At 65.8% G+C, this 20,871-nt stretch carries 25 protein-coding genes; 13 read left to right on the top strand and 12 right to left on the bottom strand.

The genetic code is table 11. The features are described from left to right. Positions 1-18: 18 nt before the first annotated feature. A complete protein-coding gene (locus PCA10_RS23715) occupies positions 19-1,128 on the top strand; it encodes an NADH:flavin oxidoreductase (RefSeq protein WP_016494632.1) in 1,110 nt (369 codons plus the stop codon). Positions 1,129-1,691: 563 nt separating this feature from the next. On the opposite strand, the gene PCA10_RS23710 is transcribed toward PCA10_RS23715, so the two are convergent. Further along, positions 1,692-2,876, bottom strand: coding sequence for a glycosyltransferase family 4 protein (locus PCA10_RS23710; protein ID WP_081664066.1), 1,185 nt, complete (start codon positions 2,874-2,876; stop codon positions 1,692-1,694). A 366-nt stretch (positions 2,877-3,242) separates the two neighbouring features. Here PCA10_RS23710 and PCA10_RS23705 point away from each other — a divergent pair, with 366 nt between their 5' ends. Together PCA10_RS23705 and PCA10_RS23700 are read left to right on the top strand one after the other, a co-directional pair. After that, entirely contained in the window at positions 3,243-3,605 is a 363-nt protein-coding gene (locus PCA10_RS23705) for a hypothetical protein (protein WP_016494630.1), read from the top strand. A 473-nt stretch (positions 3,606-4,078) separates the two neighbouring features. Next, positions 4,079-5,386: a Xaa-Pro dipeptidase gene (locus tag PCA10_RS23700; protein ID WP_041770424.1), complete on the top strand. Its 1,308-nt coding sequence runs from the start codon at positions 4,079-4,081 to the stop codon at positions 5,384-5,386. A gap of 90 nt (positions 5,387-5,476) precedes the next feature. Here PCA10_RS23700 and cysZ read toward each other — a convergent pair whose 3' ends face one another. Further along, positions 5,477-6,244, bottom strand: a complete 768-nt coding sequence (cysZ, locus tag PCA10_RS23695; protein WP_016494628.1) for a sulfate transporter CysZ — start codon at positions 6,242-6,244, stop codon at positions 5,477-5,479. Positions 6,245-6,529: 285 nt separating this feature from the next. Here cysZ and trxB point away from each other — a divergent pair, with 285 nt between their 5' ends. Next, a complete protein-coding gene (gene trxB, locus PCA10_RS23690) occupies positions 6,530-7,477 on the top strand; it encodes a thioredoxin-disulfide reductase (RefSeq protein ID WP_016494627.1) in 948 nt (315 codons plus the stop codon). 207 nt (positions 7,478-7,684) lie between these two features. Here trxB and PCA10_RS23685 read toward each other — a convergent pair whose 3' ends face one another. From PCA10_RS23685 to PCA10_RS23655, 7 genes are all read right to left on the bottom strand, one after another. After that, positions 7,685-8,272 carry a putative glycolipid-binding domain-containing protein gene (locus PCA10_RS23685; RefSeq protein WP_016494626.1) on the bottom strand — a complete coding sequence of 196 codons (588 nt, stop codon included), beginning with the start codon at positions 8,270-8,272 and terminating at the stop codon, positions 7,685-7,687. Between the two features lie 187 nt (positions 8,273-8,459). After that, positions 8,460-8,801, bottom strand: coding sequence for a HopJ type III effector protein (locus PCA10_RS23680; protein WP_016494625.1), 342 nt, complete (start codon positions 8,799-8,801; stop codon positions 8,460-8,462). After that, positions 8,798-9,091, bottom strand: a complete 294-nt coding sequence (locus tag PCA10_RS23675; protein WP_016494624.1) for a DUF1244 domain-containing protein — start codon at positions 9,089-9,091, stop codon at positions 8,798-8,800. Before PCA10_RS23675 ends, PCA10_RS23680 begins: the two co-directional genes overlap by 4 nt. 47 nt (positions 9,092-9,138) lie before the next feature. Then, on the bottom strand, positions 9,139-9,510 hold the full coding sequence (folX, locus tag PCA10_RS23670) for a dihydroneopterin triphosphate 2'-epimerase (RefSeq protein WP_041770423.1): 372 nt from the start codon (positions 9,508-9,510) through the stop codon (positions 9,139-9,141). A gap of 3 nt (positions 9,511-9,513) precedes the next feature. Continuing rightward, positions 9,514-10,074, bottom strand: coding sequence for a GTP cyclohydrolase I FolE (gene folE / locus PCA10_RS23665; RefSeq protein WP_016494622.1), 561 nt, complete (start codon positions 10,072-10,074; stop codon positions 9,514-9,516). 22 nt (positions 10,075-10,096) lie between these two features. After that, complete coding sequence (gene folM, locus PCA10_RS23660; RefSeq protein WP_016494621.1) at positions 10,097-10,807, bottom strand: dihydromonapterin reductase; 711 nt, start codon at positions 10,805-10,807, stop codon at positions 10,097-10,099. A gap of 149 nt (positions 10,808-10,956) precedes the next feature. Then, the gene (locus PCA10_RS23655; RefSeq protein WP_016494620.1) at positions 10,957-11,526 is read right to left on the bottom strand and encodes an antibiotic biosynthesis monooxygenase; all 570 of its coding nucleotides are present in this window, start codon (positions 11,524-11,526) and stop codon (positions 10,957-10,959) included. A gap of 235 nt (positions 11,527-11,761) precedes the next feature. Between PCA10_RS23655 and PCA10_RS23650 the strand changes: the two genes are divergently transcribed. Next, the gene (locus PCA10_RS23650; protein WP_016494619.1) at positions 11,762-12,709 is read left to right on the top strand and encodes a MerR family transcriptional regulator; all 948 of its coding nucleotides are present in this window, start codon (positions 11,762-11,764) and stop codon (positions 12,707-12,709) included. A gap of 84 nt (positions 12,710-12,793) precedes the next feature. Here the strand turns inward: PCA10_RS23650 and PCA10_RS23645 are convergent, their stop codons facing one another. Then, positions 12,794-13,240 carry a PAS sensor domain-containing protein gene (locus PCA10_RS23645; RefSeq protein ID WP_016494618.1) on the bottom strand — a complete coding sequence of 149 codons (447 nt, stop codon included), beginning with the start codon at positions 13,238-13,240 and terminating at the stop codon, positions 12,794-12,796. Between the two features lie 102 nt (positions 13,241-13,342). Here PCA10_RS23645 and PCA10_RS23640 point away from each other — a divergent pair, with 102 nt between their 5' ends. Continuing rightward, complete coding sequence (locus PCA10_RS23640) at positions 13,343-13,792, top strand: flavodoxin (RefSeq protein ID WP_016494617.1); 450 nt, start codon at positions 13,343-13,345, stop codon at positions 13,790-13,792. After that, positions 13,792-14,250, top strand: a complete 459-nt coding sequence (locus PCA10_RS23635; RefSeq protein ID WP_016494616.1) for a cupin domain-containing protein — start codon at positions 13,792-13,794, stop codon at positions 14,248-14,250. The genes PCA10_RS23640 and PCA10_RS23635 overlap by 1 nt, the downstream gene beginning before the upstream one ends. Before the next feature lie 128 nt (positions 14,251-14,378). Here PCA10_RS23635 and PCA10_RS23630 read toward each other — a convergent pair whose 3' ends face one another. Continuing rightward, positions 14,379-15,269, bottom strand: a complete 891-nt coding sequence (locus tag PCA10_RS23630; protein WP_016494615.1) for a LysR family transcriptional regulator — start codon at positions 15,267-15,269, stop codon at positions 14,379-14,381. A gap of 96 nt (positions 15,270-15,365) precedes the next feature. Here PCA10_RS23630 and PCA10_RS23625 point away from each other — a divergent pair, with 96 nt between their 5' ends. The 6 genes from PCA10_RS23625 (at position 15,366) to PCA10_RS23600 (ending at position 19,566) form a co-directional block, all read left to right on the top strand. Beyond that, positions 15,366-15,752: a CidA/LrgA family protein gene (locus PCA10_RS23625; protein ID WP_016494614.1), complete on the top strand. Its 387-nt coding sequence runs from the start codon at positions 15,366-15,368 to the stop codon at positions 15,750-15,752. Then, a complete protein-coding gene (locus PCA10_RS23620; RefSeq protein ID WP_016494613.1) occupies positions 15,742-16,428 on the top strand; it encodes an LrgB family protein in 687 nt (228 codons plus the stop codon). Before PCA10_RS23625 ends, PCA10_RS23620 begins: the two co-directional genes overlap by 11 nt. Positions 16,429-16,522: 94 nt before the next feature. Then, a complete protein-coding gene (locus PCA10_RS23615) occupies positions 16,523-17,305 on the top strand; it encodes a class II aldolase/adducin family protein (RefSeq protein WP_016494612.1) in 783 nt (260 codons plus the stop codon). A gap of 50 nt (positions 17,306-17,355) precedes the next feature. After that, entirely contained in the window at positions 17,356-18,180 is an 825-nt protein-coding gene (locus PCA10_RS23610) for an alpha/beta fold hydrolase (protein ID WP_051148092.1), read from the top strand. Positions 18,181-18,297: 117 nt separating this feature from the next. Beyond that, positions 18,298-18,549: a hypothetical protein gene (locus tag PCA10_RS23605; protein WP_016494610.1), complete on the top strand. Its 252-nt coding sequence runs from the start codon at positions 18,298-18,300 to the stop codon at positions 18,547-18,549. 105 nt (positions 18,550-18,654) lie between these two features. Next, complete coding sequence (locus PCA10_RS23600; protein WP_016494609.1) at positions 18,655-19,566, top strand: SDR family oxidoreductase; 912 nt, start codon at positions 18,655-18,657, stop codon at positions 19,564-19,566. Between the two features lie 98 nt (positions 19,567-19,664). On the opposite strand, the gene PCA10_RS23595 is transcribed toward PCA10_RS23600, so the two are convergent. After that, complete coding sequence (locus PCA10_RS23595; protein WP_016493671.1) at positions 19,665-20,867, bottom strand: ISL3 family transposase; 1,203 nt, start codon at positions 20,865-20,867, stop codon at positions 19,665-19,667. Positions 20,868-20,871 lie beyond the last annotated feature (4 nt).

The raw sequence follows: 20,871 nt of genomic DNA, 5'->3' as shown, positions 1-20,871 counted from the left end.
CCGGCCACAGGAGAAACCATGACCGCTCCCGTAAAAGCCCTCTTCGAACCCTTCCGCCTCGGCGGCCTGGAACTGCCCACCCGCGTGGTGATGGCGCCCATGACCCGTTCCTTCTCCCCGGGCGGCGTGCCCAACGCCAAGGTGGTGGAGTATTACCGCCGCCGCGCCGCCGCCGGCGTCGGCCTGATCATCACCGAGGGCACCACCATCGGCCACAAGGCCTCCAACGGCTATCCCCATGTGCCGCGCTTCTTCGGCGAAGACGCCCTGGCCGGCTGGAAGGACGTGGTGGACGCGGTGCACGCCGAGGGCGGCCGTATCGTTCCGCAGCTCTGGCACGTGGGTAACGTGCGCCGCCTGGGTACCGAGCCGGACGCCAGCGTTCCCGGCTTTGGGCCGAGCGAGAAGGTCAAGGACGGCCAGGTGGTGATCCATGGCATGACCCAGGATGACATCCGCGAGGTGGTCGCCGCCTACGCCCAGGCCGCCCGCGACGCCCAGGCCATCGGCATGGACGGCGTTGAGATCCACGGTGCCCACGGCTACCTGATCGACCAGTTCTTCTGGGACGGCAGCAACCAGCGCACCGACGAATACGGTGGCAGCCTGGCCAACCGTTCGCGCTTCGCCATCGAAGTGATCCAGGCCATCCGTGCCGCCGTCGGCCCGGATTTCCCGATCATCTTCCGCTTCTCCCAGTGGAAGCAGCAGGACTACACCGCGCGCCTGGTGACCACCGCCGAAGCCCTGGGTGATTTTCTCAAGCCGCTGGCTGACGCCGGTGTGGATATCTTCCACTGCTCCACCCGCCGCTTCTGGGAGCCGGAGTTCGAAGGTTCCGACCTCAACCTGGCCGGCTGGACCCGCCAGCTCACCGGCAAGCCGACCATCACCGTGGGCAGCGTGGGCCTGGATGGCGAGTTCCTGCAATTCATGGTCAAGACCGACAAGGTTGCCCAGCCGGCCAATATCGAAGGCCTGCTGGAGCGCCTGAACAAGGAAGAGTTCGACCTGGTGGCCGTAGGGCGTGCCCTGCTGGTGGACCCGGATTGGGCGGTGAAGGTGCGTGAAGGGCGGATGCAGGACATTCTGCCGTTCAGTCGGGATGCGCTGGGTAGCCTGGTGTAAGGCTGCAGCCTGTGAACTAGAAGAAGCCCCGCTTATGCGGGGCTTTCTTTTTGGTTCTTTGTGTCCAGCTCGTTGCCGAGTGGGCTGTGGGTTTCTGTTTCGCCCTCCCGGGCGACTCCCTTTGGCAGTCGTCGGAATGCCGCACCACCCAAAGGAAGCAAAGGGCTTGCCCCGACATCCGGGTTCGGCTTCGCCGAACTTCCCTCCTTCCATCCTTGCTCCGGGGGCCGCCGCGAAGGGCCATCCATGGCCCTGCGCGGCTCTCGCGGCATCCATGCCGCTCGTCCCCCTGACTCGCTGCGCTCGCCCTTCGGGCCAGCCTGCGGCTGTTACTTCGCTGCGCTCCGTTTCGCAAGGATTCCACTCGGCCTCCTGACGGGGCGCTTTGCGTGGCGTCATCTTCGCTGTTTCGTTTCAGCCAGGTATGGGCAACAGGCGTGAGTCACCCCTCTCCCTCCGGGAGAGGGGAGGGGGAGAGGGAAGGGGATGCTAGTGCGGAGTCGTCTACGTGTTGGACCTGACCGCAGCCGTAGGATGGGTTGAGCGGAGCGATACCCATGCGGTCAGGGCCTATGGGTGTCGCAAGCTCGCGGCACACTACCGTCCAACTCCGGACGCCGGGCATGGGCCAGGTACTGCTCGAACTGCTGGACGATGGCCTCCCAACCCTGTCGGCCGGCATGGGTACGGGCGTTGAGGCGCACACGGCGCAGGCGTTCCGGGTCTTCCAGCAGCCAACTGGCGGCCTCGACGAAGCTGGAGGGCTCGTCGGGCAGGGCCAGGGCGCCGTTGTGGCCGTGGCGGATGTGCTGGGCCGCGGCGGCCTGGTCGAAGGCCACCACCGCCAACCCCGAGGCCAGGGCCTCGAGAACCACGTTGCCGAAGGTTTCCGACAGGCTGGGGAAGAGGAACAGGTCGCCCGAGGCGTAGTGCCTGGCCAGTTCCTCGCCGCGCTGCACGCCGCAGAAGATCGCATCCGGAAGCGCGCGCTGGAGGGGCTGGCGCAGAGGGCCATCGCCCACTACCAGCAGCTTCAGCCGCTGCTGTGGATAACTCTGTTGCAGGCGCTGGAAAGTCTCGCCGAGCAGGCCGAGGTTCTTCTCCGCAGCCAGGCGGCCGACATGGATCACTGCCACGTCTTCTTCGCCGAGCCCCCATTGCGCGCGCAGTTCCGGGCAGCGCCGGGCGGGGTTGAACAGTTGGCCGTCGACTCCCCGGGAGAGCAGCTGCAGGCGCTCGAAGCCGCGCCGGGTCAGGTCCTGCAACTGGCTGACACTGGGCACCAGGGTCAGTCGCGTGGCGTTGTGGAACCAGCGCAGGTAGTTGGTCAGCAGCCGGGTCAGCAGGCCCGCGCCATAGTGCCCGGTGTACTGCTGGAAGTTGGTGTGGAAGCCACTCACCACCGGAATTCCCAGGCGGCGCGCGGCGCGCAGGGCGGAAAAGCCCAATGGGCCTTCGGTGGCGATGTAGAGCACGTCCGGCTTGCGCTGGCGCCAGCGGCGCAACAGTTTGTGCAGGCAGGACTGGCCCCACTGCAGGCCCGGGTAGCCCGGCAGCGGCCAGCCGCGGATCAGCAACAGCTCCTCGTCGCTGCCACGGCCCTGGTCGCAGGACTGGCGCGGGCGCACCAGTTGCAACCTGTGGCCGGCGGCGCGCAGGCCGTCGCAGAGGCGGCCGAGGGTGTTGGCCACGCCGTTGACTTCGGGCAGGAAGGTTTCGCTGATCAGCGAGATGTACAGGGGTGTCATGGTCATGAAGGCAGTGTCGGGACCAGCGATGTAGCGCGCATGATCGTTCGATGACAGCTAGGTGACACCGCCTCGTGAGGGCGGGGAGGTACGGCTGTCGCCCGGACCGGCACGCCTCCGTACGACTCCCTAGAATTGACGGGGCATGTTGCTCATGCCGGCAGGGCGGAGTGATTCATCGCGACAACGTACAGGCCAGCGGATGACCCGGTAGTTACCCCACCCTTCCCGGCCTGATGGGCAAGGCATCCGCACCGGCTCCAGTCCGGACGCGGATCGATCCAGCCACCAGGGGTTGCCCTGTGCGGCTAGCGGCCCGCCTCTGCGCGACGCAGAGGTCCACTCTGAATCTCCTGGAGGTTCGAGATGAATAACCTGCTCCTGGTCGGCGGCATCGCGCTGTGCCTGCCGCTGACTACCCTCGCCGACCCAAGCATGGAGACCGACCTGAACGGCCTCGCCATCGATGTGGCACTGAGCTTACCGCCCATTCACGCACTCGACGCTTCGGCCGTCAGCCGGGGCGCCAGCCAGATCCTGAAACTCACCAATCGCAGCGGGCAGGCCGTCCAGTGCCGGGTCGAACCGGGCGTGGCCGACGCCATGCGCCCACTGGGCCGGACGCTGCGGCTCGGGCCCGGCAGCAGTGCGCTGATGCTGGTCGACAGCCGGCCCATCGGGCGGAGCACTGATGCCCGGCTGTCCTGCACGCCGGAACGCGATTCCTGAGGGCAATGTGCAGGCGCATGACCCCCGGAAGGGTGTCATGCGCCGAGGGCGTGATTCCGTGAAATACGAATTAAAGGTGGATGGGGATTATATTAATCGTGCACCTTTCAAGTCTCATGTTGGCTGTAAGCTTGTGGGAATTTTCAGTATTTAAACTTGAATATTCCCTCTGCGTTTTGTTGTTCTTGGTAGATTTAAATTGTTCCCTGGTTGTTACTTATTTGAATAACTCTCTACATCTTTCTGGTGTTCTTTCCATTCTCCTTCTGTTACTGGTTATCTAGCTGCATCCTTGGTGTTGAAGGGCCTGAGGTAGCTACTTGCAGCACATCCTGATGCGCTTCGTGGTTTCTCTGAATGTCTGTCCTGACTGTCCCGGCTGCATTGTGCGGCTGGTAGTTATGGATGCTCGAAGCGCGGTTGGTTGAATAACAAAAACATCAGTTCAATCCATGGACGTGAAGAGGTACACCATGAAGCCAGTTCCAATCTTGCACATTGTCCTCCTTGTCGTACTTTCCACCGGGCCGCTTGTCGCCTTCGCCGACGTGCTCTATGTGCATGCAGGCCGCTTGCTGGATGTGGAGCGCGGCAGGGTGCTGGAAAACCAGCGCATACAGGTGGACGGCCAGCGCATCGTCGCCGTCGAGCCCTGGAGCGCGCCGCCGGTTGGTAGCGAGGTGATCGACTGGTCGGACAAGACGGTACTGCCCGGCCTGATCGACATGCATACCCACATCGCCGACCTGGAGCAGACCAACAACGTCGCCGAGCCGCTGCTGCATTCCCCGCAGGCGGTGGCACTCGTGGGGGCGCACAACGCCTATCGCACCCTGCGCGCTGGCTTCACCTCGGTGCACGACCTGGGCACCTTCCGTGCATTTACCGACGTCGCGCTGCGGGATGCGATCAACGCCGGCCAGGTACTGGGACCGCGCATCAATGCGGTGGGGGCCTTCATCACCGTGGCCGGTGGCGGCGGCGAGGTCACCGGCTTTGCACCGGGCTTCCAGGTCCCCGAGGACATGCGGGTCGGCGTCTACCGGGACGCCGTCGATGCCAAGCTGAAGACGCGCTACCTGTTCCAGAACGGCGTGGACAGCATCAAGATCATGGCCACCGGGGCGGTGTTGACGCTGGGTACCGAGCCGGGACAGCTGGAAATGACCGAGGAGGAAATCCGCGCCGTGGTCGAGGAGGCCAAGCTGCACGGCAGCTACGTGACGGCCCACGCCCATGGCGCCGAAGGTTCCAAGGTGGCGATTCGCGGGGGCGTCCGCTCCATCGAGCACGCTTCCCTGCTGGACGACGAGGGCATCCGCCTGGCGAAGGAACAGGGCACCTACCTGGTGATGGATATCTACCACGGCGACTACATCGACGAGATCGGCCGCAAGGAGAACTGGCCGGCCGACTACCTGCGCAAGAACCTTGAAACCACCGAGGCCCAGCGCGTGGCCTTCCGCAAGGCGGTGAAGGCCGGGGTGAAGCTGGCCTTCGGCACGGATGCGGGCGTCCATCCCCATGGCGGCCAGGCCCGGCAGTTCGCCTACATGGTGCGTTACGGCATGACCCCCATGCAGGCGATCCAGTCGGCCACCAGCGTTGCCGCCGAACTCATGGGGTGGGAGCGGGACGTCGGCGCCATCGCGCCGGGCCGCTACGCCGACATGATCGCTGTCGATGGCGATCCGCTTGCCGACATCAGCCTGCTGGAGAAACGGCCCGTTGTCATGAAGGGCGGCATGCTGGTGCCGCAGCAGCTCGCCACCCGTGATTGAGCGGCTGCATCAGGACGTTTCAGTGACGCACGCCCAGGCTTGATCCAGGCCCTGGACGCGACAGGCCCCGGCATGACCGGGGCCTGTCGATCAACGCACGGCTTGACCGGCCTGCTTCTGCAGGGCCAGTTCGCCCTGCTCGCGCACCCAGAACAGCGTCGCGCCGGCCACGGCGGCGGGCATCATCACGATGTTCACGAAGGGAATCATCAGCGCGAGGTAAGTGGTGCCACCAAAGCCCAGGCTCTGCCAGCGCTTCTCCCGCAGCCAGGCGAGCATCTCGTTCCAGCCCAGCTTGTGGTTGTCCGCCGGGTAGTCGATGTACTGCACCGCCATCATCCAGATGCCGAAGAGGATCCACAGCGGCGCGGCCACCAGGTTGACCACGGGAATGAAGGAGAGGATCAGCAGGATCGCCGCGCGCGGCAGGAAGTAGGCCAGCTTGCGCAGCTCGCGGCCGACGGTGCGCGGGATCATCGCCATCAGCTCGGCCCAGCTGAAGGCCGGGAAGTCGTCCTGGCCGCGCACCACCACTTCCACCTTCTCGGCGAGGAAGCCGTTGAAGGGCGCGGCGATGATGTTGGCCAGCATGGTGAAGCTGAAGAACACCAGCACCAGCACCAGCACCACGAAGAGCGGCCAGAGCAGGTATTCGAGGAAGCTCAGCCAGGTGGGAAGACTGGGCATGAAGGTGTCGACCCAACCACTGAATTCCTGCACCGCGAAGCCGATCAGGGCGGCGAACAGCAGCAGGTTGACGGTCAGTGGCAGCAGGACGAACAGGCGCAGTCCGGGGCTCAGGATGAGTTTCAGTCCTTCGCCGAGGTATTGCGGCCCGGATAGCGTAGGTGCAGGCATGGTGGTCCCCAAGGTTGAAAACGTGCCGACCTTATCGGCTTTGCCGACAAAGTGGAAAGCCTGGAAAAGGCTAGGAACAAATTCGATTCCCGTCCTGGCGATAGGTGCCTTCTATGGGCGGGATTGAGAGGGGGTATTTCCGCTATGACCAGGCGCTCAGTAGTCTTGCGAGCATTCCTGGCCAGTCGGCATCGGCCAGACCCGATTCAACGGGGCCACTGCATCCAAGCCTTCCCCAAGTGCCGCAGTGGCCCCTTTTTATTGCCCAGTGGGCAGGAGTCAGCCATGTCCGAAGCACGTCATTCGCGGGTCATCATCCTCGGCTCCGGCCCCGCCGGTTACTCCGCGGCGGTCTACGCCGCCCGCGCCAACCTCAAGCCGCTGCTGATCACCGGCATGCAGGCGGGCGGGCAACTGACCACCACCACCGAAGTCGACAACTGGCCCGGCGACCCCCACGGCCTTACCGGCCCGGCGCTGATGCAGCGCATGCAGGAGCATGCCGAGCGCTTCGAAACCGAGATCGTCTTCGACCACATCAACGCGGTCGACCTGGCCGGCAAGCCCTTCACCCTGGTGGGCGATAGCGGCACTTACAGCTGCGACGCACTGATCATCGCCACCGGCGCCAGTGCCCGTTACCTGGGGCTGCCGTCCGAGGAAGCGTTCATGGGCAAGGGCGTGTCCGCCTGCGCCACCTGCGACGGCTTCTTCTACCGCAACCGCGAAGTGGCGGTGGTGGGCGGCGGCAATACCGCCGTGGAAGAGGCGCTGTACCTGGCCAATATCGCCAGCAAGGTGACCCTGGTGCACCGTCGCGAGACCTTCCGCGCCGAGAAGATTCTCCAGGACAAGCTGAAGGCACGAATCGCCGAAGGCAAGATCGAGCTGCGCTTGAATGCCGAGGTGGATGAAGTCCTGGGTGACCAGATGGGCGTGACCGGCGTGCGTCTGAAACGCAACGACGGCACCAGCGACGAGCTGAAGGTGGACGGCCTGTTCGTCGCCATCGGCCACACGCCGAATACCTCGCTCTTCGAGGGTCAGCTGGCGCTCAAGGACGGCTACCTGGTGGTCAATGGCAGCCGTGACGGCAATGCCACCGCCACCAACATCCCCGGCGTGTTCGCCGCTGGCGACGTGGCCGACCATGTCTACCGCCAGGCCATCACCTCCGCCGGCGCCGGCTGCATGGCGGCCCTGGATGTCGAGCGTTACCTCGACGCGCAATGAGAACAGCCTGATGAGGAGAAGCCCCGCTGATGCGGGGCTTTTTCTTGTGGGGTTCAGCAAGCTTTACCTCTGGCGGTTCAACTCTTTGCCGAGCAACGTAGGATGGGTTGAGCGGAGCGATACCCATGCGGCCAGGGATTATGGCTATCGCCAGCTCACGAAAGGTCGCGCGCCGTCGCTTCGGGCATGTCGTAGGGGGCGCTGGCCTCAGACCCAGGTATTCAGCGACAGGGTCCGTGCACTCATGCGCTGGTACAGGCCCCTGGCTTCGAGCAGCAGCGATTGCCGATCCACCGTCAGTTCGATGGGCTTGCGGCCCTCGACCTCCAGGCGGTACAGGCTCTGCTGCGGCTGCTGGCGCAGGCACTGGTAGCGCAACTGGCGGGCTTCCACCCGCAGGCTCGGCAGGTCGATATGGGCGACCTGCAGCAGGGCGCTCTGCCCGGTTTCCAGGCCGCAGCGCTGCAGCGCCGGGGTATGGGTGAAGGGGGTGGCTTCGAGCATCACCAACTGGCACTGGTCGAGGTCGCGGCGGTGTTCGCCGTTCAGCAACCAGCGGCCACGGATATCGCGGTCCAGGCGCAGGCTGCGCGGGCCCTGCTGTTCCACCTTCAGCCAGAGGTGGCGAAAGCGCCAGCGCGGGTCGCTGTCCAGCACATAGGTGGCGGCGATGCTCTGGCCATTGCGATTCTGGATCAGGTGGCTGCTGGCCTGGATACCTTGTTCATCCATCGACAGGCGCAGGCTTTCCACGCCGGGTGTGGTCAATGGCTTCCACACGAGTGTCTGCTGCATCCATGCGCTCCGGTGGGGGGAATGTGGGCGGGCGCCACACGCGATCAGAACCGGCGTCATCCACGGCCGGTCAGGCCGCAAATGAGAAGATTACGCGTTTGTGTGTGAAATTTCTGTCAGTCATTGCTGACAGAATGCGGCAGCCAAAACCTCGGAAAACCGCCCCGGATGGGGCGGTGGGGCGGGATCAGGCCTTGCGTTGCAGCGACTGGCGCTCGAAACGCACGCCGGCCAGGCCGGTGTTCATCAGGGCGCGGATGTTGCCGTGGTCGCTGCCCTGCGGCGTGGCCAGTACGGCGCGGTAGTGCTCGCCGAAGGCCAGCAGGGTGTCTTCCAGGCTGAAGCCTTCCAGCAGGGCAAGGCCGAGGGTCTTGCAGGAACCTTCGTTCTGCCCGGCGGCGTTTTCCACCGGGCCGTTGCTGAAGGCGCTCTGCTGGTAGTCATAGCCATCGGCGATGAAGGCCAGGGTGTCGGCGAAAAGGTGCTGGCCGCTGTGCAGGCGGGCGAGGAAGTCGTTCAGGTTGCTCATTCTTTGTTCGCTTTGTTGAAGGCCGCTTGTTGATCGGCGCTGGCTTCTTTCTGGTACTTGGCTTTCCAGTCGGCATAAGGCATGCCGTAGACCTCTTCGCGGGCCTGGTCCGGGGTCACGTCCACGCCCAGGTCATCGGCGGCGGCCTTGTACCACTTGGACAGGCAATTGCGGCAGAAACCGGCGAGGTTCATCAGGTCGATGTTCTGCACATCGGGTCGGCTGCGCAGGTGTTGCACCAGACGGCGGAAGGCGGCGGCCTCGAGTTCGAGGCGTTCTTGCTCGGTCATGGCAGGATTCTCCTGGGGCTTGCGGGAGGAATTGTTCGTGAGCCGTTTCAGCGATGGCCGGCCAGGGTGATGGACACCGACTCGGCAAAACGCAACGCATGGGGTTTGTCCACCTCCACCTCGGCATAGCGCACGCTGGGGTTGGCCATGACCAGGTCGAGGATTTCCTGGGTCAGGCGCTCCAGCAGGGCAAAGCGGTTCTCTTCGACGTGGCGGATGATCGCCTTGGTGATGGTGCGATAGTTCAGCGCCTGATCGATATCGTTGCCCTGCACCGCCTCGGCGGCCGGGTAGAGGATGGTGAGGTTGATCAACACATCCTGCTTGTTGAGGATTTCCTCCTCCTTGATACCGATGAAAGTGCGCAGGCGCAGGTCCTTGACGCGGATTCGCGCCATTCCGGGCTCCAGTCGCGGCATTCTCTAGTTGCTCCGCTTGATCAGTTTCAGGAATTCGTGGCGGGTGTTCTGGGACTCCCTGAAGGCCCCGAGCATCACCGAGGTGTTCATCACCGAGTTCTGCTTTTCCACGCCGCGCATCATCATGCACATGTGCTGGGCTTCGATCACCACCGCCACGCCAGCGGCATCGGTCACCCGTTGCACCGCCTCGGCGATCTGGCGGGTGAGGGTCTCCTGGATCTGCAGCCGCCGCGCGAACATGTCGACAATCCGGGCGACCTTCGACAGCCCCAGCACCTTGCCGGTGGGAATGTACGCCACATGGGCCTTGCCGATGAAGGGCAAGAGGTGATGCTCGCACAGGGAATACAGCTCGATGTCCTTGACCGTCACCATCTCGTCGTTGTCGGAGGCGAACAGGGCGCCGTTGATGATCTCCTCCAGGCTCTGCTCGTAGCCGTGGCAGAGGTAGCGCATGGCCTTGGCGGCACGCAGGGGCGTATCGCGCAGGCCCTCGCGCTCCGGGTCTTCGCCGAGGCCGAGGAGGATATCCCGATAGTGCCGCTGCAGGTCGTCGCTCATGCTGGCAGTCCTTGTGGTCGCATCACTTGAGGTGGCGGCCGCCGTTCAGGGTGAGGGTCGTTCCGGTGACGTAGGGGTTGTCCAACAGGTAGCGCAGGCCCTGGTAGATCACCTGCGGACCGGGCTCGATGCCCAGTGCCGATTTGGCCAGGGTCTTCTTGCGGTAGCTCTCATCGTCGTCGGCATTGAACATCACCAGCGCCGGGGCGATGCCGTTGACCTTGATGTGCGGGGCGAAACGCGCGGCGAAGGACAGGGTCAGGTTGTCCAGGCCGGCCTTGCTGGCGCAGTAGGCGATGCGCTTCTCGCTGCCCTTGCGTGCCACGTCGTCGCTGAGGTGGACGATGTCCGCCGGGCTGCTCTCGCGCAGCAGTGCCTCGCAATGCAGGTTGATCAGGTAGGGCGCCAGCATGTGCACGCTGAACATGCGCTGGAAGGCATCGGCCTCCTGGCCGGGGGCTTCGGTCAGCCAGTCCGAGGCGTTGTGCACGATGGCGCGCAGGCAATCGGTATGGCCCTTGAGGGCTTCGATGAAGGCGAGGATGCCGGCTTCGTTTGAAAAGTCCGCCTGCAGCGCCAGGGCGCCGCGCTCGCGAAGCCGGTGCACGCCGTCGCGCTCGGTGCGGTAGCTGATGATCACCGGCTGGCCTTCGTCCAGCAGGCGTTCGGCGCAGTAGAGGCCGATGCGCTGGCTGGCGCCGGTGATCAGGATGGGGGCGGCGGAACGACTCATTGACGCCTCATGCAGGAGAACACGACCGGCTGGCAGTGGCCGGGACGAATCTGATGCACGTTACCCCAGGGGCTGGTTCTGCACAAACGCAGGGAGCCGCCCGGCCGATGGGCGTTCGGCCGGGCGCGTCGCGGTCGAACGCCGTGGCGCTAGCGCGAGTGCGCCACCGTGCCGGTACGCGCCGTGGTCGCCGGATTGCGCTGCAACCAGGGGGCCAGGAGGTGGGTGGAGAGGGGGATGAACCAGTAGGTCATCAACGGCGTCAGGGCCAGGGTGCTGAGGAAGATCCGCAAGGCCAGCGGCAGGTCGCCCAGCCAGCCGCCGAACAGCAGGTTGAAGGCCAGGGACACCGGGAAGAAGGCCAGCCAGATGGCCACGCTCTGCTTCCAGCGCGGCGGCCGTTGCTCGGCCTTGCCGAACCAGGCGTCCAGACCCAGGGCGCGATGCTCGTGGGGCTGCTCGAACAATCCGGCGCCGCGCTCCAGCCAGGCACGGCGCGAGGCGGAGTGCTCCCAGGCGGCCATGGTCGGCTCGTCGGCGAAACGGAAGATCATCTGGAATTCGTCGTCGTCCGGCGGCGGCGCCAGCACCCCGGAACCCAGGTAGCCGGGAAAGTCGGCGGCCAGTTGCTCGCCTTCGCGCAGCCAGGCCATGAAGTCGTGGTAGCGCTCGCGGGGAACGCGGCGGGCCACCATCAGGGTGACGGGATCGGCAGACATCGTGTATCTCCTCGCAACCAGGCCCCCGGCCGGGTAGGCGGGGGCCACAAGACGCAGCGCCGGGGTGGTGGGCTACGTTGAAAAAGAGGCAAGGATTATTCCGTTTATTCCACAAAGCGCCAGCGCCAAGGATGACCGGTTGGTCGGCCCGCGCCTGCTCTGGCCTGCAGCCGGATTGGCAAGCCCGCCACAAGGGTTAGACTGCGTGAATCCGTCCCCTGATGATTGTCCCTCCATGACCGATCCCGGTGCATCCCTCGCCTCGACCGCCCTGAAACAGGAAGAAGTCTTCCCCATTCGGGAGGTTTCACGCCTGACCGGCGTCAACCCAGTCACCCTGCGGGCCTGGGAACGGCGCTACGGGCTGATCCAGCCGACGCGGACCGAAAGCGGTCATCGGCTCTATTCCCTCGCCGATGTCGACGCGGTGCGCAGCATCCTCGCCTGGATCGAGCGCGGCGTGTCGGTGAGCAAGGTGGGCAAGCTGCTGGCCCGAAGCAGTGCGGTCAAGGCACCCCTGGCGTCGGTCCGCGAAGACCTGGCGGCGGGGGAGTGGGGGGAATGGCGTGCCCAGGTGCGCGCGGCCGTGGCCACGCTGGATGAGGCCGAGCTGGAGCGCGTCTACGGCCAGGTGTTTTCCACCTATCCCTTGCCCGTGGTGTTCGCCGATGTGCTGATGCCGGTCTGGCAGACGCTGCTGCTGCGCCAGGACGAATTCGGTCGCGGCAGCGAATGGGTGTTCTTCGACAGCTTCCTGCGCGCCCGCGCCCTGCAGCGCCTGCAACTGGCCCGCAGCGGCCGGCAGGAGCGGGTGCTGCTGGCACCGCTGCCGGGGCCGGGGCGCGAACTGGAACTGCTGGTGGCGGGCTTGCTGCTGGGGGGCGGCGAACTGAGCGTCAGCGTCCTCGGCCTGGGCCAGCCACTGGCGGAGCTGGCGATGGTCTGCGGCAAACTGCGGCCCCAGGCTCTGGTGCTGTTCTCCAACCAGCCGCCGGCCGATGACCTGGGCCAGCAGCTCGCACGCCTGGCCCTTGGGCTGGACTGCCCGCTGGCCCTGGCCGGCGAGGTCGCCGACCTGATGGACGAGGAACTCGAGGGTACGCCCGTGGCTTGCCTGGGCAGCGAGGGGCGGCTGATGCAGCGGCGCTTGCGGCAGTTCCTCGCCGGGCACCTGGATACCTGAACCCAGTGGTAGGAGCGAGCTCTGCTCGCGAAGCACACCAGGCGCGAGACCCCTGGTGCGCGCGGCGCACCCTACAGCTTTCTGTCAGTGCTTCAGAGCGGCCAGCTCGGCCTTGAGCGCGGCCACTTCCGCTTCCAGTTCACGCACCCGCTGGCGGGCCTCCACCTGTTCGGTGACGTCCTTCTGGATCCCGATGAAGTAGGTGAGCTGGTCGGCCTCGTTGTGCACCGGGGTAATGGAAAGCTCGTTCCAGAAGGCACTGCCATCCTTGCGGTAGTTGCGTAGCACCTGGCGGCACGGCTGGCCGTTGCGGATCGCCTGGCGGATGGCGGCCAGGCCCAGCTGGTTGCGGTCCTGGCCCTGGAGGAAGCGGCAGTCCTGGTAGAGGATCTCGTCGCGCGGGTAGCCGGTGAGCTGCTCGAAGGCGGCGTTGGCATAGATCAGGATGTTGTCGTCGCCTTCCTGTTCGGCAACCACGATGCCGTCGTTGGACGCGTCTATTACCAGTTGTAGCAACGTGGCGTTGATCATGTTCGAGGCTCTCGGATCCGGACGGGCAGAGTCTACGGCATCCTGCAGGCCCCGCCAGTTACGGCATAATGCACGGCTTTGGTCCCTGATTCGGAGTCTGAAATGAAAGTCGCCATCCTGTCCGGTTCGGTCTACGGCACCGCCGAAGAAGTCGCCCGCCATGCGGAAAAACTGCTCAAGGCCGCCGGCCTGGACGCCCACTACCTGCCGCGCGTGAGCCTGGACGAACTGCTCGCCTTCGACCCCGAGGCCCTGCTCACCGTGACCGCCACCACCGGCATGGGCGAGCTGCCGGACAACCTGCTGCCGATTTACTCCGAGCTGCGCGACCGCCTGCCGAACTGGCGCGGCCGCCCTGGCGCGGTGCTGGCGCTGGGTGATTCCAGCTACGACGTCTATTGCGGTGGTGGCGAGCTGATCCGCGAGCTCTATGCCGAACTCGGCCTGCGCGAAGTGGTTGAGATGCAGCGCCTGGATGCCAGCGAAACGGTCACCCCGGAAGTGGATGCCGAGCCCTGGCTGCAGAGTCTCATCGCGGCGCTGAAAGCCTGATGCACCCGCGCGCCGAGTACCTGATCCGCGAGCTGCAGCTGGCACCGCACCCGGAAGGCGGCTTCTACCGCCGGGTGTTTCAGTCCAACTGCAGCCTGCCGGGCGGCCGCGCGGCGTCCTCGGCGATCTTCTTCCTGCTGCCGGAGGGCGGCGTGAGCCGTTGGCACCAGGTGGACGCCGACGAGATCTGGCACTTCTACGAAGGTGATCCGCTGGAACTGCTGGTGGCCGAATCCCCCACGGCGCTGCGCCGGGAAACCCTCGGCCCGGTGGGCGAGGGCAGCCTGCCCCAGCGGGTCGTGCCGGCCCGCGCCTGGCAGGCCGCCCGTGCTCTCGGCGCCTACAGCCTGGTGGGCTGCAGCGTGGCGCCGGGGTTCGAGTTCAACGGATTCCGCCTGCTGGCCGACGATCCTGAGACCCAGCGGGACTGGCCGTTGCTGGACCTGGCGTTGCTATAGGGGATCTGTTTGTTGTGGGGGCGAATTCATTCGCCAAGGGCAGCGCAGCTGCCCCCTTCGGCGCCGATGGGCAGACCTTCGGCCTGCTTGGCGAATGAATTCGCCCCTACGGGAACCCCCCGATCCATTCAGCTCTGTTCCAGCGGCGAATACTCCCGCAACAGCTCCAGCCAGGCCTGGGCCGCCCGCGACAGGTAGGCGTCGCGTCGCCAGACGAAGGCGATGTCCCAGCGCAGGTCGGGCTCACGCAGGGGCACCAGGCGCAGGCCGGGGCGCTGCAGGGGCCGGGCGACTATCCGTGGCAGCAGCACCACCCCCTGGCCGGCGGCCACCAGCGCGGCGAGGAAGTCCGCCTGGCCGCTGCGGCCTACTTCGCGCGGGGTGAAACCGGCCTGGCGGCAAGCCAGCAGCAGGCGGTCGTTGAGGGTGAAACTCTGCTGGTAGAGCAGGAAGGGCGAGTCGGCCAACTGGGCCAGCGCCAGGCACTCTTCTTCGGACAGCGGGTGCGATTCAGGCAACAGCACATCCAGCGGCTCGTTGCAGAACGGCTGGTACTCCAGCGCCGGGTCGTTGGGGGTGAGGCTGCCGGCCAGCTCCAGCTCGCCGTGCAGCAGCGCTTCTTCCATCAGCTTGCTGCCACCCTCGAACAGATGCACCACGATGTTCGGGTAGCGCCGCCGGTACTCGGCGAACAGCTCGGCGAAGAGCACCTCGCCGCCCAGCAGGGGCAGCCCCAGGCGCAGTTCGCCACGGCGCAGCTGGCTGAGGTCGTCCAGTTCGCTGTGCAGGTCCTGGCGTTGGCGCAACAGGTCCTCGGCATGGCGCAACACCACGCTGCCGGCATCGGTCAGGCGCAAGTGCGGGCCGCTGCGTTCCAGCAGTTGCACGCCGAGGCGTTGCTCGAGCTGGGCCACCTGCTTGCTGATGGTCGATTGCGTGGCGTGCAGGGTCTTGCCGGCCTGGGTGAAGCCGCCCTGGCGGACCACCTCGACGAAGCTGCGTAACTGGCGGAATTCCATGGCTATTCCAATCTCGAATGGGGATTAGTCTAACAATTCGCTTTTGGGATGATAGGTGCGGACCTAAGCTGGCGGCCAGTACCGAGGGTCACCACCATGCACCGTTCCCGCCTGCTCCACTTCAGCCGTCTCGCCGTCGAGCTCGTCGTACTCCTGGGCCTCTATGTCCTGGGGTGCAAGCTCGCGGTGGTGTTCGGCGTGCCGATTCCGGGCGGTGTGATCGGTCTGGGCCTGCTGTTGGCGGCTTTCGCCACCGGCTGGGTGAAACCGGCGGCGTTGCAACTGGGCGCCGGCCTGCTGATGGCCGAGATGCTGCTGTTCTTCATCCCGGCGCTGATGAGCCTGCTGGACTACGGTGCCCTGCTGCGCCAGGACGGCTGGCGCATCCTGCTGGTGATAGGCGCGAGCACCCTGCTGGTGATGTTGGCCACGGCGCTGACGGTGGAAGCCGTTTGCCGCTGGAGGATGCGCCATGAACATTGAACCCATGTCCTGGTTCTGGCTGGCGCTGACGCTGGCCGGTTACCTGTTCAGCCGCTGGATGTACCAGCGCACCGGGCGCTATCTGCTGTCGCCGCTGATCTTCGTGCCGGTGCTGTTGCTGGCCGTGGCCGTGCCGCTGCACACCGCCTATGCCGAGTACGCCGGCGCCACCCACTGGCTGATGCTGTTGCTGGGCCCGGCCACTGTGGCCTTCGCCGTGCCCATCTGGCAGCAGCGCGCGCTGCTTGCCCGGCACTGGCCGGCACTGCTGCTGGGCATGCTGGCGGGCAGCGCGGTGGCCATCGCCAGTTCCTGGCAACTGGCCAATGCCCTGGCGCTGGAGTCGCAGGTGAGCCTGTCCCTGGTGCCGCGTTCCATCACCACGCCCTTCGCCATGCCGCTGGCCCGGGACCTCGGCGGCGTGCCCGAGCTGACGGCGGTGTTCGTCATGCTCACCGGCGTGTTCGGCGCGCTTTCCGGCAGCCTGCTGATCCGCTGGCTGCCGCTGAAAACCGCCCTGGCCCGTGGCGCGCTGTTCGGCGTCGGCGCCCATGGCGCGGGCGTCAGCCGGGCGCGGGAAGTGGGCGGGGACGAGGGCACCGTGGCCGGACTGGTCATGGTGCTGATGGGGTTGCTCAACCTCTTCGCCGCGCCCCTGGTGTCCGCCCTGATCTGACCCGAAAGGTCATCAAGCTGGCTGCCAAGGCGACTCTCGTCGAGGCGGCTCATAGCTAGACTCCCTGCGACTACAACAACAACGAGGTTTCGCCATGACAGCCGCCCACACCCTTACGTCCCTCGATATCAAGGGCCAGGTATCCGCCGCCGAATGGCAGGCCCGCGTCGACCTCGCCGCCTGCTATCGCCTCGTCGCCATGCACGGCTGGGACGACCTGATCTTCACCCACATCTCCGCCAAGGTGCCCGGCACCGAAGACTTCCTGATCAACCCCTTCGGCCTGATGTTCCACGAGATCACCGCCTCCAGCCTGGTGAAGATCGACCTGGCCGGCAACAAGCTGATGGACAGCCCCTACGACATCAACCCGGCCGGCTACACCATCCACAGCGCGGTGCACGAAGCGCGTCCGGACGTCGGCTGCGTGCTGCACCTGCACACCGCCGCCGGCATCGCCGTCTCTGCGCAGAAGCAGGGCCTGCTGCCGTTGTCCCAGCAGTCGCTGTTCGTGCTCGCCAGCCTGGCCTACCACGGCTACGAGGGCGTGGCGCTGCACCACGAGGAGAAGGCCCGCCTGCAGGCCGACCTCGGTGAAGCGAACTTCATGATCCTGCCCAACCATGGCCTGCTCACCGCGTTCAGCAGCATCGCCGACGCCTTCCTCGGCATGTTCACCCTGCAGCGCGCCTGCGAGATCCAGGTGATGGCCCAGGCCGGTGGCGGCGAACTTATCCACATCCCGCAGCAGATCCTCGACGGCGCCCGGGCCATGATCGCCGGGGTGATGAAAACCTCCCAGGGCATGGGCGGCTCGCTGCCCTGGCCGGCCCTGCTGCGCAAGCTCGACCAGCAGAACCCCGGTTACGCGCAGTGACGCCCCTGGCCGGCATCCCCCTGGGCGACTGGCGCGCCCAGGGCCGCGGCATGGATTTCCAGGGCCGGCGCATCCGCTACTGGACGGCGGGGGAGGGTGAGCCCCTGCTGCTGATCCACGGCTTCCCGACGGCTTCCTGGGATTGGCACTACCTCTGGGAACCCCTGTCCCGGCGTTATCGGGTCATCGCCTGCGACATGCTCGGCTTCGGCTATTCCGACAAGCCCCGTGGCCATGACTACCGGCTGCTGGAACAGGCCGACCTGCAGCAGGCGCTGCTTGCCACGCTGGGGGTGGAGGGGCCGGTGCACGTGCTGGCCCATGACTACGGCGACAGCGTCGCCCAGGAACTCCTGGCGCGGCACCACGAAGGGCGCTTCAAACTGGCCAGCTGCGTGTTCCTCAACGGTGGCCTGTTCCCGGAGACCCACAGGCCGGTACTGGTGCAGAAGCTGTTGCTGAGCCCCGTTGGCGGCCTGGTGGGGCGGCTGTTCTCGCGGCGCAAGCTGGCCGCCAGCTTCGCCCAGGTGTTCGGCCCTGACACCCAGCCCGGCGATTTGGAGCTGGACGACTTCTGGCGGCTGATCGCCGAGCAGAATGGCCCGGCGGTGATGCACCGGTTGATCCACTACATCCCCGAACGCCGCCAGCAACGCGACCGCTGGGTGGCCGCCATGCAGAAGGGCGGGGTGCCGCTGGGGGTGATCGATGGCGCGGTGGACCCGATCTCCGGCGCGCACATGGTGGAGCGCTACCGGGAGCTGGTCCCGGATGCCGACACCGTGCTGCTCGAAGGCATCGGTCACTACCCGCAGACCGAGGCGCCGGAGCAAGTGCTGGAGCACTACCTGGCATTTCGTGGCCGACAGAAGTAAGAGACTTTTCCAGGCAGGAATCAGACTTATCCTAATGAGGTGGTCGGAGGTGGGGCGTTAGCATCCCGGGTTTCATTTTCCGCCGGGCGTTCTGCCCGGCGCCTCCGAGGTCTGCTCATGCTGTTCCGCCTTCTGGTATTCCTCTATCCCGTCATCCGCCCGGTTGGGCCGGCCATTGCCGCGTTGCTGTTCATCGCCGGCCTGAGCCTGATCGGCTACGCGGTCATGAACGACCACCAGCCCTGGATCTGGCTATCGGCATTGGGCTGCCTGCTGGTCTCGGCGCTGCTGGCGCTGCTCTGCCACAGCTACCTCTGGTGGCTGTTCAAGCTGCGCCCGCGCGGCTGCCTGTTCATTCCCATCAAGTAGCGTCGCCCTTATCGGGCACCATTCATGGCGGCTCCGATTCTTGTGGGGCCGGGGTGAGCTGCCGGAGACTCGGCCGATACCCAGGCCTGCCAAGGAGTCCAGCCCATGAGCGATGCGATCCGCTTCGAAGACAAAGTCGTGATAGTCACCGGTGCCGGTGGCGGTATTGGCCGCGCCCACGCGCTGCAGTTCGCCCGCCATGGCGCCCGGGTGGTGGTCAACGACCTGGGTGGCAGCACCCACGGCGAAGGCGCCAACGCCTCGGCGGCCGACCGCGTGGTGGCGGAGATTCGCGAAGCCGGCGGCACCGCCGTGGCCAGCCATGACTCGGTGACCGACGGCGAGAAGATCGTGCAGGCCGCCCTGGACCACTTCGGCCGCGTCGACGTGGTGGTGAACAACGCCGGCATCCTGCGCGACAAGACCTTCCACAAGATGGAAGACGCCGACTGGGACCTGGTCTACAAGGTCCACGTCGAGGGCGCCTACAAGGTCACCCGCGCCGCCTGGCCGCACATGCGCGAGCAGAACTACGGCCGGGTGGTGTTCACCTCGTCCACCTCGGGCATCTACGGCAACTTCGGCCAGTCCAACTACGGCATGGCCAAGCTTGGCCTGTACGGCCTGACCCGCAACCTGGCCATCGAAGGCCGCAAGAACAACATCCTGGTCAACGCCATCGCCCCTACCGGCGGTACCCGCATGACCGAGGGCCTGATTCCGCCGCAGGTGTTCGAGCAGCTCAAGCCCGAGCTGGTCAGCCCGCTGGTGGTCTACCTCGGCAGCCAGGCCTGCCAGGACACCTCCGGCCTCTTCGAAGTGGGCGGCGGCTGGATCGGCAAGGTGCGTTGGGAGCGCAGCCTGGGCGTCGGTTTCGACCCCAAGGCCGGCTTCGAGGCCGAGGATGTGGCCGCCAACTGGCAGCGCATCTGCGACTTCGAGAACGCCGCGCACCCGGCGGACAACGTCGAGGCCCTGCGCGAGATGATGGCCAACCTGCAGAAGTACGCCCTCTGATCGCGCCGTTCCGCCGGGCGGTTCGGCCAGGGGGCTGAACAATCCCCGGATTAGGTTCTATGGTGAAGGCCGGCCTCGACGCCGGCCTTTTTCATGGTTCATCGCGCTTTCCCGGGGAAGGCGGCCTTGATTTTCAGGAAGAAGTAGGCCGAGTCGCGGAAGCCATAGGCCATGCGCTTGATCACTTTGATGCGGTTGTTCACCCCTTCCAGCTGGCTGGTGTGCAAGGGGAAACGGGCGCTGGCGAGGATGCCGCGCGCGTAACGCTTGAGGTTCCTGGCAAAGCGTTGGAGCGGCGCCAAGCCGCTGTCCCGGGCGTGCCGCAGCCAGGTTCGCCAGCGCCGCCAGCCGTCCTGCACACTGGGGGCGTACCAGATTTCCTTTAATGCATCCTTGAGCACGTAGGCCGTGGCCAGTGGCTGGTTGGCCGCGAGCAATTCCTGCAACTGCACGGCCTGTCCGCCCTTGAGGTTTTCGCGATTGCGCAGCAGCAGCCAGCGGCTCTGCTTGACCACCTTGCGCGCCGGTTTGTCTTCGCGCAGGCGGTTGGCCTGGTCGACCCGGATCCGGTCGATCACGTCCCGGCCGTAGCGCGCCACCACGTGGAACAGGTCGTACACCACCTCGGCCTGCGGGCAATGCCGTTTCACCTCGAGGTCGAAGGCGGTGTTCATGTCCATGGCCACCGCCTCGATCTGCCGGCAGTGCTCGCCGAGCAATTCGAAGAACGGACGGATCGCCTCACGGCTGTTGCCATGCCCGACCCACAGCACCCGCGTGCGCTCGGCATCCATGATCACCGTGGCGTAACGATGCCCCTTGTGCAGGGCAAACTCGTCCATCACCAGCCGACGCACCTCGCCTGGCTCAAACGCGCCAACCGAGGCGTCCAGGCGGCGCTTGTCGAGCGTCTTGAGCGTGTGCCAATGCAGGCCAGTGAGGCGGCTGACGTGACTGATCGGCAGCAATTGCAGCAAACCCTCGAGCCAGACGCGCAAACGCTGAGTCAGGCGTGACGCCGGCTCCAGCCAGTCGATCCGCTCGGTCACCCGCCCACAATCCAGGCAATCGACGCGACGCACCGGCAGTTGGAGCAGCACGCGCTGATCCAGCAGGTCACGGTCACGCACCTGGCGGATTCGCCGCTCGTGGATCAGCGGGCAGTCTTGGTGACAGCGGCCACATTTGGGGAGGGAGCCGGCTTGAGGTTCGAGCTCAATCAGCAGGGTGTCGTGAGTGGCTTGGCGACAGGCGACGACCTCGTAGCCTGGCCAGAACTGGGCAAGATCAATAGGATTCACGGCG

Origin of the sequence: Pseudomonas resinovorans NBRC 106553 (genome assembly GCF_000412695.1) — a bacterium.
Taxonomy (GTDB): Bacteria; Pseudomonadota; Gammaproteobacteria; order Pseudomonadales; family Pseudomonadaceae; genus Metapseudomonas; species Metapseudomonas resinovorans_A.
Note: the sequence above shows the minus strand (reverse complement) of the source record. Positions and strands in the feature narration are given on the sequence as shown.

Bases quoted from the DNA above. Each gene is read 5' to 3' on its own strand.
- PCA10_RS23615 (WP_016494612.1), top strand. From the start codon at position 16,523: ATGACAGCCGCCCACACCCTTACGTCCCTCGATATCAAGGGCCAGGTA.
- PCA10_RS23675 (WP_016494624.1), bottom strand. From the start codon at position 9,091: ATGACCGAGCAAGAACGCCTCGAACTCGAGGCCGCCGCCTTCCGCCGT.
- PCA10_RS23710 (WP_081664066.1), bottom strand. From the start codon at position 2,876: ATGACACCCCTGTACATCTCGCTGATCAGCGAAACCTTCCTGCCCGAA.
- PCA10_RS23640 (WP_016494617.1), top strand. From the start codon at position 13,343: ATGAAAGTCGCCATCCTGTCCGGTTCGGTCTACGGCACCGCCGAAGAA.
- PCA10_RS23610 (WP_051148092.1), top strand. From the start codon at position 17,356: ATGGATTTCCAGGGCCGGCGCATCCGCTACTGGACGGCGGGGGAGGGT.
- PCA10_RS23620 (WP_016494613.1), top strand. From the start codon at position 15,742: ATGAACATTGAACCCATGTCCTGGTTCTGGCTGGCGCTGACGCTGGCC.
- PCA10_RS23700 (WP_041770424.1), top strand. From the start codon at position 4,079: ATGAAGCCAGTTCCAATCTTGCACATTGTCCTCCTTGTCGTACTTTCC.
- PCA10_RS23655 (WP_016494620.1), bottom strand. From the start codon at position 11,526: ATGTCTGCCGATCCCGTCACCCTGATGGTGGCCCGCCGCGTTCCCCGC.
- PCA10_RS23685 (WP_016494626.1), bottom strand. From the start codon at position 8,272: ATGCAGCAGACACTCGTGTGGAAGCCATTGACCACACCCGGCGTGGAA.
- PCA10_RS23605 (WP_016494610.1), top strand. From the start codon at position 18,298: ATGCTGTTCCGCCTTCTGGTATTCCTCTATCCCGTCATCCGCCCGGTT.
- PCA10_RS23630 (WP_016494615.1), bottom strand. From the start codon at position 15,269: ATGGAATTCCGCCAGTTACGCAGCTTCGTCGAGGTGGTCCGCCAGGGC.
- PCA10_RS23705 (WP_016494630.1), top strand. From the start codon at position 3,243: ATGAATAACCTGCTCCTGGTCGGCGGCATCGCGCTGTGCCTGCCGCTG.
- PCA10_RS23645 (WP_016494618.1), bottom strand. From the start codon at position 13,240: ATGATCAACGCCACGTTGCTACAACTGGTAATAGACGCGTCCAACGAC.
- folE (WP_016494622.1), bottom strand. From the start codon at position 10,074: ATGAGCGACGACCTGCAGCGGCACTATCGGGATATCCTCCTCGGCCTC.
- folX (WP_041770423.1), bottom strand. From the start codon at position 9,510: ATGCCGCGACTGGAGCCCGGAATGGCGCGAATCCGCGTCAAGGACCTG.
- cysZ (WP_016494628.1), bottom strand. From the start codon at position 6,244: ATGCCTGCACCTACGCTATCCGGGCCGCAATACCTCGGCGAAGGACTG.
- PCA10_RS23715 (WP_016494632.1), top strand. From the start codon at position 19: ATGACCGCTCCCGTAAAAGCCCTCTTCGAACCCTTCCGCCTCGGCGGC.
- PCA10_RS23680 (WP_016494625.1), bottom strand. From the start codon at position 8,801: ATGAGCAACCTGAACGACTTCCTCGCCCGCCTGCACAGCGGCCAGCAC.
- PCA10_RS23625 (WP_016494614.1), top strand. From the start codon at position 15,366: ATGCACCGTTCCCGCCTGCTCCACTTCAGCCGTCTCGCCGTCGAGCTC.
- PCA10_RS23650 (WP_016494619.1), top strand. From the start codon at position 11,762: ATGACCGATCCCGGTGCATCCCTCGCCTCGACCGCCCTGAAACAGGAA.
- trxB (WP_016494627.1), top strand. From the start codon at position 6,530: ATGTCCGAAGCACGTCATTCGCGGGTCATCATCCTCGGCTCCGGCCCC.
- folM (WP_016494621.1), bottom strand. From the start codon at position 10,807: ATGAGTCGTTCCGCCGCCCCCATCCTGATCACCGGCGCCAGCCAGCGC.
- PCA10_RS23600 (WP_016494609.1), top strand. From the start codon at position 18,655: ATGAGCGATGCGATCCGCTTCGAAGACAAAGTCGTGATAGTCACCGGT.
- PCA10_RS23635 (WP_016494616.1), top strand. From the start codon at position 13,792: ATGCACCCGCGCGCCGAGTACCTGATCCGCGAGCTGCAGCTGGCACCG.